Origin of the sequence: Amycolatopsis rifamycinica (genome assembly GCF_000695625.1) — a bacterium.
Classification (GTDB): domain Bacteria; phylum Actinomycetota; class Actinomycetes; order Mycobacteriales; family Pseudonocardiaceae; genus Amycolatopsis; species Amycolatopsis rifamycinica.
On the sequence record NZ_JMQI01000087.1, the window covers coordinates 1 to 12,795 of the forward strand.

Consider the following 12,795-nt stretch of genomic DNA (forward strand, 5'->3'; position numbering starts at 1 on the left):
CGGGCGCTCCTCGGCGGCGAGGAGGCGGCCGGCCCCGCGCGGTGACCGGGCGCCGCCGCCGGACATGGATCGCGGCGGAGTGGGTACCCGAGGACCCTTCGCGCCCGTCCGGGAGGAGCAGACATGGAACGGCCGGACCGCATCGCGCCGGCTTCGCCGCTGTTCGACGAGGTCACCGGGGCGCTGGAAGCCCTCACCGCCGTCCTGCGGGAGGAGGACGACTTCCGGATCCTGCTGCGGCACGTGTGCCTGCAGGTGCGGCACGCGGTCCCCGGCGTCGACGAGGCCTCGGTCACCCTGGTGACCGGGGAGGTGCCGCACACGGCCACCGCGACCAGCGGCGTGGTGGACGAGCTCGACGGCGAGCAGTACCGGATCGGCGACGGCCCCTGCCTTGAAGCGGTCCGCAGCGGCAAGATCGTCCGCACGTCGGTGTCCGACGCGCTCGAGCGCTGGCCGCGCTTCGCCCGCGGCGCCCGGGAGGCCGGCTTCGGGAGCTTTCTCGCCGCCCCGCTGGTGGCCGACGAGCAGTTCTCCGGCGCGGTCAACTGCTACGGGCGGCAGGACGACGGCTTCGAGGAGGTCGAAGCCCGGCTGCTGGAGCTCTACACCACCGCGGTGGAGGCGATCCTCCGCGTGTACCACCGCTACCTGCGGGCCCGGGAGACGGCCGAGCACCTCCGGACCGCACTGACCTCCCGCGCGGTCATCGACCAGGCCAAGGGCATGCTGATGGCGATCCGCCAGGTCGGCGCCGACGACGCCTTCGCCCTGCTGGTGGAGCAGTCGCAGCGGGAGAACCTCAAGCTGCGCGAGGTCGCCGGGCGGTTCGTCGACCGGGTGGTCTCGGGGCACGTCCCGCCGCGGTAACGTGGGCGGGTGGCGGGGAGCCGGATCACGGTACAGGTGGGCGAGCGGCAGCTGACGCTGTCGAACCTGGAGAAGGTGCTCTACCCGCGGCACGGCTTCACCAAGGGCGAGGTGCTCGACTACTACACGCGGATCGCGCCGGTGCTGCTGCCGCACATCCGCGACCGGGCGATGACGTTCGTGCGGTTCCCCAACGGCGTCACCGGTGGCTCCTTCTACGAAAAGGACGTCTCCCGGCACGCCCCGGACTGGATCCGCACCGCCCGCCTGACCGTCGGCGGCCGGGGCAAGGAGCCCGAGATCGTCGCCTACCCGCTGATCAACGACCTGCCCGAGCTCGTGTGGGCGGCCAACCTCGCGGCGCTCGAACTGCACGTCCACCAGTGGACCGTGGGCCCCGGCGACGAGCGCGGCACGCCGGACCGGCTGGTGTTCGACCTCGACCCGGGTCCCGGCGCGACGGTGGTCGACTGCTGCCGGGTCGCCGAACGGCTCTACGACGTCCTCGTCGAGGACGGGCTGACCCCGGTGGCGAAGACCAGCGGCTCGAAGGGCATGCAGCTGTACGCCGGCGTCGTGACCACGGACGGCGGTGAACCGTCGCGGTACGCCAAGGCGCTGGCCGAGCGGCTCGCCGCCGAGACGCCGGACCTCGTCGTGGCGCGGATGACGAAGAACCTGCGCCCGGGCAAGGTCCTCATCGACTGGAGCCAGAACAACCCGGTCAAGACCACCGTGGCGCCGTACTCGCTGCGCGGGCGCGACGAGCCGACCGCGTCGACGCCGGTCACCTGGGACGAGGTCCGCGCCTGCCGGCACGTGACGCACCTGAGGTTCACCGCGGGCGAGGTCCTGGCGCGCGTCGAGGAGCTCGGAGATCTGTTCGCCGATCTGGACCGCACCCGGGTACCGATTCCTGCGTTCGGCTGAATTTTCGCGGCCGCCATTCCGCCGGGTGCGCGGGTGGGATTCCGGGGAATTGCGGAGAAACGTCTTCACCTGCGGATTTGATCGTCCAATGTGGAGCGCTGCACGTGCAGACGGCCGTGTCGCTGCACGGACCCCGAGTGCGGATGTCCGGCGGTGGGCCGAAGTCCGCGAAGTCGGTACGGTCTACGCACGAAGCGCGACAGCCGTCGCGGTGGCGAAAGACAATGATGCGGCGGCCGTTGCCGGTCTTGTCGAACATGGCGAAGGGAAACGGGTGTCCGGCCTGATCGACACCGATCTCGAATTCTGGTTCCAGCGCGGGCTGCGCGCGTATCTGGGCGAGGTGGCGCGCGCGCTCGGCTTCGGCCTGGAATCCTGCACCGTGGACGTCGACGTCCCGGTGTCGGCGTACGTGGCGGTGGACTGGCGGTTGCGCCGGTTCCCCGAGCGAGACGTGGCGCTGCTCTGGGACGAGGTGCACGGCTGGGCGGTCGCGGTCGAGGCGGCGTGCGGCGAGGAGATGATCGTGCTGTCCTACCTGGGCGGCGCGGACATCCTGCCGCCGGCGCGCGAAGTCGTGCGCTTCCTGGCCGCGCTGCGGGCCGGCGCCCGGGAGCCGGCCGGGCCGGGCTCGCCGGTGCTGCGCCGCGCCGGCCACCACCAGGAGCTCCTGCCCCTGCTGCCGGCCCGCTGATTCTCCACAGTGGACAGTGCCGTGCCGGTCCCGGCCGACCGGCACGGCAGCGCGGCCACCGGGGTCCGGTGAGGCTCTGTCGCCGACCATGCGCGGTCGCCGGTATCCGACCGCGGGGCTTCGGTGAGGCTCTGCCGCCGACCACGCGCGGCCGCCGGTAGCCGGCGACCGGGGCCCGCGAGGCTCTACCGTCGACTACATGCCGTCGCCGGTATCCGGCCACGGGGCTTCGGTGAGGCTCTGTCGCCGACCACGCGCGGTCGCCGGTAGTCGGTCACGGGGCTCCGGCGAGGTTCTGCCGCCGACCACGCGCGGTCGCCGGAAGCCAGCCACCGGGGCCCGCGAGGCTTTATCGCCGACCACGCGCGGCCGCGCAAGCCGGCGACCGGGCCCGGCGAGGCTCTGCCATCGACCACACGCCGCCGCCGGGAACCGGCCACCGGCGTCCCGGCTTCACGCCGCCGGAAATCGGCCACCGGCATCCCGGCTCCACGCCGCGTCACCCACGTCACGGCCTCATGCCGCTGCGCCCGCGGCGAAGGACGTACCGAGAAAGCCGAGGATCTCCGCCGCGGCCGTCTCGGCCTGGGGTGCGAGGCCCGGCGTGCTGAGGAAGGCGTGCCCGGCGCCGGCGTACTCGGAGAGCCGGGCCGGGGTGCCCGCCGCGGCCAGGCGCTCGGCGTAGCGGCGGCCGTGGTCGGCCAGCGGGTCGTGGGTGGGGACCACCACGAGCGCCGGCGCCAGCCCGCTCAGGTCCTCGGCGTGCACCGGCGAGAGCGCGCGGGCGTCGGTGCCCGGCGGGACGGCGAGCCGCTGGAACAGGCGCAGCACCGGGATGCCCAGGGTCGGCGTGTGGGCGTACTCGGTGACCGACGGGTAGCCGAACATCGCGGCGGTCGCGTCGACCGCCGGGTTGACCAGCACCTGGGCCCGCAGGCGCAGCCCGGCGTCCCGGGCCCGGATCGCGGCCAGCGCGCTGATCAACCCGCCGCAGCTTTCGCCGGCGACCGCCACCCGGTCCGGGTCGATGCCCCACGTCCCGGCGGCGCCCGCCAGGTGCCGGAGTGCGTCCCAGCCGTCGTCGACCGCGTCCGCGAGCGGGTGCTCCGGGGCGACCAGCCGGTGTTCGACCGAGACGACGACCGACGGCAGCCGGGCGGCGAGGTGGCTGTTGATCCAGTCGCTCTGTACCGCCGTTCCGACGAAGCCGCCGCCGTGGACGTGCACCACGAGCGGCAACGCGACGCCGTCCTCCTCGGCCGGGCGGTACACCCGGACCGGCAGTTCGCGGCCGGGCAGGGGCAGGTCCCGCCACTCGATCACGACGCCGGGGTGCGGTTCCCCGGTGAACGCCCGCGCGGCCGCCGACGCCCGGAAGCGGTTCTCCGCGTCGCGGTAGGCGAACAGTTCTTCGTCGGTCATCGTGAGCCAGTCCGGCTCGGGCGGACGCTGCACGGTCGATTCTGCGGACATGGTGGCTCCCTGGTTTCGAAACCTGCGGTATCGAAACCTACGGTAGCGAAAACCGGTAGGCTCGCGCCATGGCTTCGTCCCCCTCCGCCCGGCCGCCGGGCCGTCCCCGCGCCGGCCTCCACGACGTGGTGTTCGCCGCGACGCTGCGCACGGTCGACGAGCTGGGGTACGCGCGCGCCACCGTCGAGCGCATCGCCGCGGCGGCCGGCGTCGCGAAGACGACGATCTACCGGCGCTGGCCGTCCAAGGGCGAGCTGATCGTCGACTGCCTGCTGGACGCGTTCGGCCCGGCGCCGCTGGCCGGCGGCAGCCGGGCGGAGATGCTGACCGCGATCATCCGCTGGGCCGCGGCCAGGATCGGCGAACCCGGCGTGGGCGACGCGTTCGCCGGCGTGTTCAGCGACGCCGTCAGCGATCCGGCGCTGCGCGTGATCCTGTCCTCGCGGTTGCAGGACCCGTACCGGCTCGCCCTCCAGGACGCGCTCGGCGAACCGGAGAACCGGGTGCTGTTCTTCGTCGACGTCGTGGTCGGCGCGCTGCTGCACCGGATGGGCATGACCGGCGAGCCGATGGTCGACGCCGACGTCACCGCGCTGGCCGAGATGGTCGTGGGGCACTTCGGGGCGCGGTGACGGCCGTCACGTGCCGGGCTGTCACATCGGCCCGGGCGGCGGAGTCGGGGGAGTGACGGCCCCGAACGCGGGGCCGCGGACCCCGGGGAGTTCCGATGGACACCGCGTACCTGATCGTCACCGTCGCCGCCGCGGCCTGGGTCGGCTTCTCGGCCGTCTCGATGTTCGCCCACGCGAAGTGGGTCGTCGAGCCGATCACCGAGTACGGCGTGCCCCGGGCGTGGTGGAACCGGCTGGGCGCGGCCAAGGCGGCGGGCGCTGCGGGGCTGCTCGCCGGATTGTGCTGGCCGCCGCTCGGCATCGCGGCGGCGGTCGGCCTGGTGCTGTACTTCACCGGCGCGCTGGTCACGGTGGCCCGGGCGCGGTCGTCCGCGCACCTGGTGTTCCCACTGCTCTACCTCGCGCCGTTGGTCGCCTCGCTGGTCTTGCGGCCTTGATCGGCGAGCCAGGTGAGAGCGTCGGCGGCGTGCCGCAGCACGGACAGGTGGCCCGCACCGGGCACGAGCCGGTACTCGGCGTCCGGGCACCGCCCGGCGAGCCAGGCGCTGTGCGAGGCGGGGATCATCCGGTCCTGTTCGCCGTGCAGGAGGAGGACGGGCGCGGTGATCCGCGCGGGGTCGCACCCCCACGGCGTGACGTAGGCGAGGTCGTCGTCGATCAGCCCGCCGGGCCCGTCCGCGAGCGCCGCGCGGACGACCTCGTCCAGCCACGACCACGAACCGCGCAGCACGGCCATGTCCGCATCGGTGAAGACCTCGGGATCGAACTCGGCGGCGGCTTCGTGGGTTTCCTTGGCGGCCCGGCCTTCGCAGGCAGCCCGCAGCGAGGCGGCACTCGCGGCGGCCATGCCGTCGAACCAGTCGAGCCCGTCGGCGTCGAAGGGCGCGACCGCGGCCAGTCCGGCCACGGCCAGCACCCGTCCGGGCAGCAGGGCGGCAGTGGCGAGGGCGTGCGAGCTGCCCCCGGAGTGCCCCATCAGGGCGAAGCGGCCGATCCCGAGCGCGTCGGCGACGGCTTCGACGCACTCGGCCGCGTTGCCGACCGTCCGCCCGGGCACCGGGGTCGAGGTGCGGTAACCGGGCCGGTCGTAGGACACGAACCGCACCCCGAGCTCGTCGGCGAGGGGCAGCAACGGCCCGGGCGGCGCCCCGGTGTTCGGGGTGCCGTGGTGCCAGAAGACGGTGAGCCGGGCGGGGCCACCGGTGTCGTGGACGTGCAGGGTGCGTCCGCCGGGCAGCGCCAGTCCGGTCTCGGTGACCATGCGGCCGGCCCGGGTCAGCGGGCCAGCCGCTCCGCCAGCCAGGCCAGCGAAAGCGGGTACCGGTAGTCGATCGCGGCGTGGCCGGCGTCGAACAGCTCGAAGTGGACGCGGTCGTCCGGCAGGCCCGCGCGGGCGATCTCCGCCCGGAACGCCTCCGCGCCGACGTCGAGGAAGTATTCGTCGCTCGTGCCCGCGTCGATCCACACCGCGCGCAGCGAACGGACCGCCTCCGCGTGGCCCGGCACCATCCGGACCGGGTCCAGGTCCAGCCAGCGCTGCCACTGCTCCGGCCGCAGCGCGCCGGTCAGCGGGTCGAACGGCAGCTCCGGCGTGCCGTCCTCGCGGGCCGAGAAGCACGCCGAAACGCCGAGCACCGTCAGCAGGGTTCCGTCTTCGGGCCTGGTGAACGCCGTCCGGCTCCGGAAGTCCGTCCACCACGCCTGGATGTCCTGGCCGTAGCCGCGCAGCGCGCGGACCGCCTTGCCGAAATCGGGGAGGTAGCACAGCTCGTACAGCGAGTCGCCCGCGTGCGTCGCCAGTGCGCCGAACAGATCGGGCCGCAGCATCGGCGTGATCATCGCGCCGTACCCGCCCGACGACTTCCCCGCGATCGCGCGGGATTCCCGGTCGGGCAGGGTGCGGTAGTGCGCGTCGACCCACGGCACGATCTCGTCGCACAGGTACGAGTGGTAGCGGCCGGTGCCCGGCGAATCGACGAACTGCGAGCCGCCGTACGCGGTCCACGCGTCGACGTACACCACGACGCAGCCCGGTGCGCCACCGGCGAAGACGGCGTCGGCCGTCTCCACGAACGGCTGCCGGAACGGCGTCCGGTTGGCCCACATCGTCAGGTGCCCGGTGTAGCCCTGGATGACGTAGACCGCCGGGTAGCGCTCGTCACCGTCGTCGTAGCCGGGCGGGACGTACACCCACAGCGGGCGCTCGTGCGGGTCGCCGAGCGGGTTGCCGCGCAGCAGCGCGGATTCGACGGTGTGCCGGTCGAGCCGTCCGGCGAGTTCGCCGTCCCAGGGCAGCATGCGCCCAGTCAACCACGGTCCACCCGGTGCCCGCCGCCGCGCCGGGCTGATCCGATCGCACGGGACCGGCTTCCTCTGGCACGATCGACCAGGTGCGCCCGGTCGAGATCGCCTGCGACGAGTCGGGTTCGGAGGGCGAGAACCTGCTCGGCGGCGAGACGGACGTCTTCGCCCACGCCGGCGTGCGGATGTCCTGGCCCGCGGCGGCCGCGTGCGTGCGGGAGATCCGGGCCCGCATCGGCTCGCCCGCCGAGGAGTACAAGGCCAACCACCTGCTGCGCGCCAAGCACCGCGCGGTGCTCGAATGGCTGCTCGCCCCGGACGGCCCCCTCGCCGGCCGCGGGCACGTGCACCTGACCGGCAAGACGTTCTTCGCCGTGCGCGCGGCCGTCTCCCTGCTGGCCGAGGACGGGACGGACGCGATGGCCCGCACCCTCCACCGCACGGGCCCGGCCGCGTTCGGCGCCGCCCGGTGGGAGTTCTTCCTCACGGCCTTCACGAGCGTGCTGCGGCTCAAGCCCCGCCGCGGGGTCACGACGTCGCCGGCGGAGTTCTTCGCCCTGGTCGGCGAACTCGCCGGCGTCCCGGGCGAAGCCGGCGAAATCGTCGCCCGGTTCCGCGGCGGCGCCGAGCGCGTGGCCGCCTACCGCGCCCGGCTGGCGGGTGATCCCGGCCTGGTCCCGGTGCTGGACCCGCTGGTTCCCGCGGTGATCCACACCGTCCGCCACTGGAGCGACGGCGGCACCCCGGTCGCCCTGGTGCACGACGAGCAGCTGGCCCTCACGCCCGAGCGCGTCCTGCAGCTCAAGGCGACGCTCGGCGCCCGCCTGGCCGGCGTGCGCTTCGTCGACTCCCGCGCCGACGCCCGCGTGCAGATCGCCGACTTCCTGGCGGGCGTGGCGCGCCGCATCGCCTCCGACGAGCTCAACGGCCGCGGCGACCCCCGGCTGACCACGCTGCTGAGGTCGTTCGTGGACGCCGATTCGGTGTGGGATGGGCCGACTTCCCTGATCGCGGCTCGGCGCGCACGGTGACGCGGTCCTTCCGTACCCTGGCCTGGTGCGAACCCGGCCCACCCTGTCCTGGACGTCGGCGGAGGCGCCGCTGCCGCGGACGTCCAGCCTCGACGAGCTGACCGGCGTCGTCGCGCGCGGGCGCGTCGCCGTGCTCAGCGGGGCCGGGCTGTCCACCGAATCCGGCATCCCCGACTACCGCGGCGAAAGCGGCAGCCTGCGCCGGCACACGCCGATGACCTACGACGAGTTCGTCACCAGCGCCGAAGGCCGGCAGCGGTACTGGGCGCGCAGCCACCTCGGCTGGCGCACGATCGCCCGCGCCCACCCCAACGACGGCCACCGCGCGGTGACCGCCCTGCGCGACGGCGGATACGTCTCCGGCGTCATCACGCAGAACGTCGACGGCCTGCACCAGGCGGCGGGCACCGCGGACGCCGTCGAGCTGCACGGCAGCCTCGACCGGGTCATCTGCCTGGACTGCCGCCGCACCAGCCCGCGCGCGGAGCTCGACCGGCGGCTGCGCGCGGCCAACCCCGGCTTCACGGGCGCGGCCACCCGCATCAACCCGGACGGCGACGTCGAGCTGCCCGCCGACGTCGTCCGCGGCTTCCGCACGGTTCCGTGCGCGCTGTGCGACGGCGTCCTCAAGCCGGACGTCGTGTTCTTCGGCGAGAACGTGCCGCGCCCGCGGGTCGAGCAGTGCTACCGGCTGGTCGACGACGCCGAGGCGCTGCTGGTGCTCGGCTCGTCCCTGACGGTGATGTCCGGGCTCCGGTTCGTCCGCCACGCGGCGCGGGCGGGCAAGCCGGTGGTGATCGTCAACCGCGGCGAGACCCGCGGGGACCGGTACGCCTCGGTGCGCGTCGACCGGCCCCTGGGGCCCGCGCTGACCGAGCTGGTCAGCCGGCTGGGCGAGGGTCGCGGCCGAACCGCGTGAGCAGCCGGTCCTGGCGGGACGCGCCCGGCGCCGCGGCCGGCGGCTCGGCGAAGACCCGCGGGCCCAGGGCCAGCCCGGCGAAGATCGTGTCGTAGTCCTCGTCGATCCACGCGACCAGGTCCGGGTCGAGGGTCTCGTCGGCGCCCAGCGCGCGGGCGAGGTCCCAGGTGTGCACGGTGCTGTCCGCCGTGCGGATGGCCAGTGCCTGCCGTCCGGTGAGCTTGCCGAACGGGTAGTCGACGACGCGGTCGAGCGCGGTGGTCTCGGCGAAGGCGTCCGCGCAGGCGCGGACCGAGCCGGTGAACGCGGCGACGGGGTCGCCGCCCAGCGCGTCTTCGTCCCGGCGGGCCAGGAATTCCTCGCGGGTGACCCCGCGCAGCAGCCCGACGTAGTTGAGGTTGCCGCGGGTCATGTGGTTGACCAGTGCCCGCACGTCCCACTCGGTGCACGGCGTCGGCGCGGCCCAGCCGTCGGGCGGTACCGCGCGCAGGTGGCGTTCGAAACCCCGGGAGGCGAGGAGGAAACGGTCGAGGAGCATGGCGGTCAGTCTGGCGCGGCTCGCGGCGGCGGTGCCAGCGGCTATCGGACGCGGTGGACGAGCCGGTCCGGGTGGGTGGGGGTACCCGCCCGGACCGGCTCTGACGACGGACCTCCACAGCCGGTCGTCGCCTGCAAGACGCGGCGGCCGCTCCGCTCGTTACAGCGACTTCAACCCGTCCCACGACCAGCGGGGCACCGCCAGCCCGGCGGGGACTTCGCCGGGCGGTCCGGGGTAGGTGAGGAGCTCGGCCACCGCCCATTCCAGGGAGGACCGCAGCGCCGCGCGGAACTCCGGATCGGCCGGCAGGCCGGCGTCGTCGGCGGCCCGCACGAAGCAGGCCACGAACCGGCGGCCGAGGTCGGCGAGGTCGCCGTTGCCGGCGTGCGTCCGGAGCATCGCCGAGTGGTTGCCGCACTCCCGCGAGAAGCGCGGCGGACCGCCCATCACCTCGGCCCAGTACCAGGCGAGCCGCTCGACGTGCCGCGGGTGCCGGCCGGGCTTCGAGAACGGGTGGTTCAGCTCCGGGTCGGCCAGGCAACGCTCGTGGTGGGCGGCGGCCGGCGCGTGGAACGCGGGGTCGCCGCCGGCGAATTCGTACAGCGTCGGACGCACTCGCCGAGCCTGGCACGCCGGGCCGCCGGAGGCCAGGGCGTCAGCGCGCGCCGGCGGCCGCGCGTTCCGCCGCGGGGGTGAAGCCGCCGAGCGCGTCGACCGCCCGCCGGACGTCTTCGGTGACGAGGTCGTGGTTCAGCGCCCCGGCGGCGGCCGCGCCCTGGGCCGCGGCGATGATCACGGTCGCCCGCGCGTCGACGACGTTGCCCGCGGCCCAGACCCCGGGCACGCCGGTCTTCCCAGACGGATCGACGTCGCCTTCGACGTAGCCGAGATCGCGCAGCAGCCGGTCGTGCGGGACGGTCCGGGTGCGGAGGAACAGCGCCGTCCGCGGCACGAACCAGGCCCCGAGCTCGAGGCCGGTGAGGTGGCCGTTCCCGCGCCGCACCGCGGTCACGATGCCTTCGACGACCCGGATCCCGCGCGCGTCGAGCCGTTCACGGTCCTCTTCGGACACCGGCTCGGTGTGCGGGAAGTACACGACGTCCCGAGACCACTGGCGGACCAGCAGCGCGTGCTCGACGCTCGCGGGTTCGGTGCCCAGCACGCCCAGCGGCTGGTCGCGCACTTCGTAGCCGTGGCAGTAGGGGCAGGTCACCGCGTCGGTGCCCCAGCTCTCGCGCAGACCCGGGATGTCCGGCAGGTCGTCGTGGACGCCGGTGGCGACCAGGACGCGCCGGGCGGTCAGGTCCCGGCCGCTCGCCAGCCGGGCCGTGAAGCCGTGGTCCAGCCGGACCACCTCGTCTTCGAGGAGCTCCACACCGTAGCCGCGGAGTTCTCCGCGGCCGATTTCCAGGAGCTCGGACGGCGGCAGGCCGTCGCGGGAGAGGAAGCCGTGCATGTGCGCCGCCGGCGCGTTGCGCGGGGCGCGGGAGTCGACGACCGCGACGCGCCGCCGCGCCCGGCCCAGCATCAGGGCGGCGCTGAGTCCCGCGGCGCCGCCACCCACCACCAGTACGTCGAAGCTGTTGTTTTCGCTCATGCCGCCACGATGAACCCGGCGTCGCGAATCCGACAACTAAAGTTGCCATTTCCGGGACAAGCGGGTTTCCTGGAGCGCATGACGGACGCGATCACCCAGGCACTGGCCGAGGTCGGCCCCCGGCTCAAGCGGGTCCGCACGCAGCGGCGGGTCACCCTCTCCGACCTGTCGGAGGCGACGGGCATCTCGAAGAGCACGCTGTCCCGGCTGGAGTCCGGCCAGCGGAAGCCGAGCCTGGAACTGCTGCTGCCGATCGCCCAGGCCCACCAGGTGCCCCTGGACGAGCTGGTGGGCGCGCCGGAAGTCGGCGACCCCCGCGTCCGGCTGACCGCCCGCCGCATCCCGCGCCACAACGGCGCGACGATGACGGTCCTGCCGCTGACCCGCCAGCCGGGCGCGCCACAGGCGTTCAAGATGATCCTCGAGCCGGAGACGGGCGAGCCCGACCCCCAGGTCCACGAGGGGTACGAGTGGCTGTACGTCCTCTCGGGCCGGCTGCGCCTGATCCTGGCCGACCGGGACATGACGCTGGGGCCGGGCGAGGCGGCGGAGTTCGACACCCGCCTGCCGCACTGGTTCGGCGCGGTCGACGGCCGGCCGGCGGAGATCCTCAGCCTGTTCGGGAAACAGGGGGAGCGGCTGCACCTGCGGGCGAAGTCGCGTTAGCCCAGTTCGCGCTGCATCAGGAGGGTGTCGAGCCAGCGGTCGTGCTTGAAACCGACGCGGCGCAGCACGCCGGCCTCGGTGAACCCCGCCGCCGCGTGCAGCCGCCGCGACGCCGGGTTGCCGGAGTCGACGATGACCGCGATCGCCTGCCGGGCCCCGGCCTCCGCGCACCGCTTCAGCAGCTCGTCGAGCAGCCGGCGCCCGTGGCCGCGCCCGGCGGCCTCGGGCGCGAGGTAGATCGTCGTCTCCACCGAGTGCCGGTACGCCGGCTTCGGCCGCCACGGCGCGGCCAGCGCGTAACCGAGGACCGTGCCCTCTTCGGACAGCACGAGAAAGGGCCACGTGCTCTCGCGGATCTTCGCGCGCCACTGGCCGGCGGTCGGTGGCGTGGTTTCGAAGGTGACGACGGAGCCGGTGGCGTAGGGCGCGAAGACGGCGGCGATGCCTTCGGCGTCCGCCTCCGTCGCTTCCGCTATAGTGGACATAGCCGCTATCATAGAGGAATGATTGATCCGGTGTCGCTCGGCCACCACGTGCACGACCTGCGCGCGGGCCGCGGTCTCGCGTTGAGCGCGCTCGCCGGGAAGGCGGGCGTCAGCGTGAGCATGCTGTCGGCCATCGAGCGCGGCGAGAAGACACCGACGGTCGTGGTGCTGTCCCGGATCGCCGACGGCCTCGGGCTGCCGGTTTCCCGGCTGCTGGCCGACCTGGAGGCCGACCGCGTGATCGTCCGCCGCGCGGCCGAGCAGGACCACGTCACCGAACCCGGCGGCTGGCACCGCACGGTCCTCACGCCGGTTGTCCCCGGCGTCAACTTCGAGTGGATCCGCACGACCCTGCCGCCGGGGTGCGACGCGGGCGGTTTTCCGGCGTACGCCCCGGGATCCCACGAGTTCGTCGCCGTCGAGTCGGGCGAGCTGACCCTGGGCGTCGGCGACACCGAGTACGTCCTGGCGGCGGGTGATTCGGTCTACTTTCCCGCCGACACCGGGCATTCCTACGCCAACCGCACCGGAAACCCCTGTGTGTACGACGTCGCGGCGTTGATCATGCGGTCCCGCTCGGCGGGGTGAGCAGGTGACCCCGGATCCGCGTTTCACCGTCGGCCACGGAAAAACGGGGTGACACGGCCCGCCGGGCCGTG

At 74.0% G+C, this 12,795-nt stretch carries 16 protein-coding genes; 9 read left to right on the top strand and 7 right to left on the bottom strand.

What is annotated here, in order from left to right; translation table 11 throughout:
* Positions 1–123 precede the first annotated feature (123 nt).
* From DV20_RS42805 to DV20_RS42815, 3 genes are all read left to right on the top strand, one after another.
* Positions 124–870, top strand: a complete 747-nt coding sequence (locus DV20_RS42805; protein WP_043789799.1) for a GAF and ANTAR domain-containing protein — start codon at positions 124–126, stop codon at positions 868–870.
* A 9-nt stretch (positions 871–879) separates the two neighbouring features.
* Positions 880–1,800: a non-homologous end-joining DNA ligase gene (gene ligD / locus DV20_RS42810; protein ID WP_043789800.1), complete on the top strand. Its 921-nt coding sequence runs from the start codon at positions 880–882 to the stop codon at positions 1,798–1,800.
* A gap of 274 nt (positions 1,801–2,074) precedes the next feature.
* The gene (locus DV20_RS42815) at positions 2,075–2,494 is read left to right on the top strand and encodes a DUF6292 family protein (protein ID WP_043789802.1); all 420 of its coding nucleotides are present in this window, start codon (positions 2,075–2,077) and stop codon (positions 2,492–2,494) included.
* Between the two features lie 516 nt (positions 2,495–3,010).
* On the opposite strand, the gene DV20_RS42820 is transcribed toward DV20_RS42815, so the two are convergent.
* Positions 3,011–3,967: an alpha/beta hydrolase gene (locus DV20_RS42820; protein WP_043789805.1), complete on the bottom strand. Its 957-nt coding sequence runs from the start codon at positions 3,965–3,967 to the stop codon at positions 3,011–3,013.
* Positions 3,968–4,035: 68 nt separating this feature from the next.
* Here DV20_RS42820 and DV20_RS42825 point away from each other — a divergent pair, with 68 nt between their 5' ends.
* Together DV20_RS42825 and DV20_RS42830 are read left to right on the top strand one after the other, a co-directional pair.
* Positions 4,036–4,599 (top strand): TetR/AcrR family transcriptional regulator, encoded by a 564-nt coding sequence (locus tag DV20_RS42825; protein WP_043789806.1) that lies wholly within the window; start codon positions 4,036–4,038, stop codon positions 4,597–4,599.
* A 95-nt stretch (positions 4,600–4,694) separates the two neighbouring features.
* Positions 4,695–5,036 (top strand): DoxX family protein, encoded by a 342-nt coding sequence (locus tag DV20_RS42830; RefSeq protein ID WP_043789807.1) that lies wholly within the window; start codon positions 4,695–4,697, stop codon positions 5,034–5,036.
* Here DV20_RS42830 and DV20_RS42835 read toward each other — a convergent pair.
* A complete protein-coding gene (locus DV20_RS42835) occupies positions 4,994–5,860 on the bottom strand; it encodes an alpha/beta fold hydrolase (protein ID WP_043789809.1) in 867 nt (288 codons plus the stop codon). The two genes, DV20_RS42830 and DV20_RS42835, sit on opposite strands and share 43 nt — an antisense overlap.
* A gap of 14 nt (positions 5,861–5,874) precedes the next feature.
* On the bottom strand, positions 5,875–6,897 hold the full coding sequence (locus tag DV20_RS42840; protein ID WP_043789811.1) for an alpha/beta hydrolase: 1,023 nt from the start codon (positions 6,895–6,897) through the stop codon (positions 5,875–5,877).
* Between the two features lie 92 nt (positions 6,898–6,989).
* On the opposite strand from DV20_RS42840, the gene DV20_RS45715 reads away from it, so the two are divergent.
* Both DV20_RS45715 and DV20_RS42850 read left to right on the top strand, forming a co-directional pair.
* Positions 6,990–7,931 carry a DUF3800 domain-containing protein gene (locus DV20_RS45715; protein ID WP_167344439.1) on the top strand — a complete coding sequence of 314 codons (942 nt, stop codon included), beginning with the start codon at positions 6,990–6,992 and terminating at the stop codon, positions 7,929–7,931.
* A gap of 25 nt (positions 7,932–7,956) precedes the next feature.
* The gene (locus DV20_RS42850; RefSeq protein ID WP_043789813.1) at positions 7,957–8,850 is read left to right on the top strand and encodes an NAD-dependent protein deacetylase; all 894 of its coding nucleotides are present in this window, start codon (positions 7,957–7,959) and stop codon (positions 8,848–8,850) included.
* Here the strand turns inward: DV20_RS42850 and DV20_RS42855 are convergent.
* The 3 genes from DV20_RS42855 to DV20_RS42865 form a co-directional block, all read right to left on the bottom strand.
* Positions 8,813–9,388 (bottom strand): TIGR03086 family metal-binding protein, encoded by a 576-nt coding sequence (locus DV20_RS42855; protein WP_043789814.1) that lies wholly within the window; start codon positions 9,386–9,388, stop codon positions 8,813–8,815. The two genes, DV20_RS42850 and DV20_RS42855, sit on opposite strands and share 38 nt — an antisense overlap.
* 159 nt (positions 9,389–9,547) lie before the next feature.
* Positions 9,548–10,003 carry a group II truncated hemoglobin gene (locus DV20_RS42860; RefSeq protein WP_043789815.1) on the bottom strand — a complete coding sequence of 152 codons (456 nt, stop codon included), beginning with the start codon at positions 10,001–10,003 and terminating at the stop codon, positions 9,548–9,550.
* Positions 10,004–10,043: 40 nt separating this feature from the next.
* Complete coding sequence (locus DV20_RS42865) at positions 10,044–10,985, bottom strand: NAD(P)/FAD-dependent oxidoreductase (protein WP_043789818.1); 942 nt, start codon at positions 10,983–10,985, stop codon at positions 10,044–10,046.
* A gap of 78 nt (positions 10,986–11,063) precedes the next feature.
* Between DV20_RS42865 and DV20_RS42870 the strand changes: the two genes are divergently transcribed.
* Positions 11,064–11,651 carry a helix-turn-helix domain-containing protein gene (locus tag DV20_RS42870; protein WP_043789821.1) on the top strand — a complete coding sequence of 196 codons (588 nt, stop codon included), beginning with the start codon at positions 11,064–11,066 and terminating at the stop codon, positions 11,649–11,651.
* On the opposite strand, the gene DV20_RS42875 is transcribed toward DV20_RS42870, so the two are convergent.
* On the bottom strand, positions 11,648–12,136 hold the full coding sequence (locus DV20_RS42875; protein WP_043789825.1) for a GNAT family N-acetyltransferase: 489 nt from the start codon (positions 12,134–12,136) through the stop codon (positions 11,648–11,650). The genes DV20_RS42870 and DV20_RS42875 overlap by 4 nt on opposite strands.
* An 18-nt stretch (positions 12,137–12,154) precedes the next feature.
* Here DV20_RS42875 and DV20_RS42880 point away from each other — a divergent pair, with 18 nt between their 5' ends.
* Positions 12,155–12,724 carry a helix-turn-helix domain-containing protein gene (locus DV20_RS42880; RefSeq protein WP_043789827.1) on the top strand — a complete coding sequence of 190 codons (570 nt, stop codon included), beginning with the start codon at positions 12,155–12,157 and terminating at the stop codon, positions 12,722–12,724.
* The last annotated feature ends 71 nt before the right edge of the window (positions 12,725–12,795 follow it).

Bases quoted from the DNA above. Each gene is read 5' to 3' on its own strand.
- DV20_RS42805 (WP_043789799.1), top strand. From the start codon at position 124: ATGGAACGGCCGGACCGCATCGCGCCGGCTTCGCCGCTGTTCGACGAG.
- DV20_RS42820 (WP_043789805.1), bottom strand. From the start codon at position 3,967: ATGTCCGCAGAATCGACCGTGCAGCGTCCGCCCGAGCCGGACTGGCTC.
- DV20_RS42825 (WP_043789806.1), top strand. From the start codon at position 4,036: ATGGCTTCGTCCCCCTCCGCCCGGCCGCCGGGCCGTCCCCGCGCCGGC.
- DV20_RS42830 (WP_043789807.1), top strand. From the start codon at position 4,695: ATGGACACCGCGTACCTGATCGTCACCGTCGCCGCCGCGGCCTGGGTC.
- DV20_RS42835 (WP_043789809.1), bottom strand. From the start codon at position 5,860: ATGGTCACCGAGACCGGACTGGCGCTGCCCGGCGGACGCACCCTGCAC.
- DV20_RS42840 (WP_043789811.1), bottom strand. From the start codon at position 6,897: ATGCTGCCCTGGGACGGCGAACTCGCCGGACGGCTCGACCGGCACACC.
- DV20_RS42855 (WP_043789814.1), bottom strand. From the start codon at position 9,388: ATGCTCCTCGACCGTTTCCTCCTCGCCTCCCGGGGTTTCGAACGCCAC.
- DV20_RS42865 (WP_043789818.1), bottom strand. From the start codon at position 10,985: ATGAGCGAAAACAACAGCTTCGACGTACTGGTGGTGGGTGGCGGCGCC.
- DV20_RS42870 (WP_043789821.1), top strand. From the start codon at position 11,064: ATGACGGACGCGATCACCCAGGCACTGGCCGAGGTCGGCCCCCGGCTC.
- DV20_RS42875 (WP_043789825.1), bottom strand. From the start codon at position 12,136: ATGTCCACTATAGCGGAAGCGACGGAGGCGGACGCCGAAGGCATCGCC.
- DV20_RS42880 (WP_043789827.1), top strand. From the start codon at position 12,155: ATGATTGATCCGGTGTCGCTCGGCCACCACGTGCACGACCTGCGCGCG.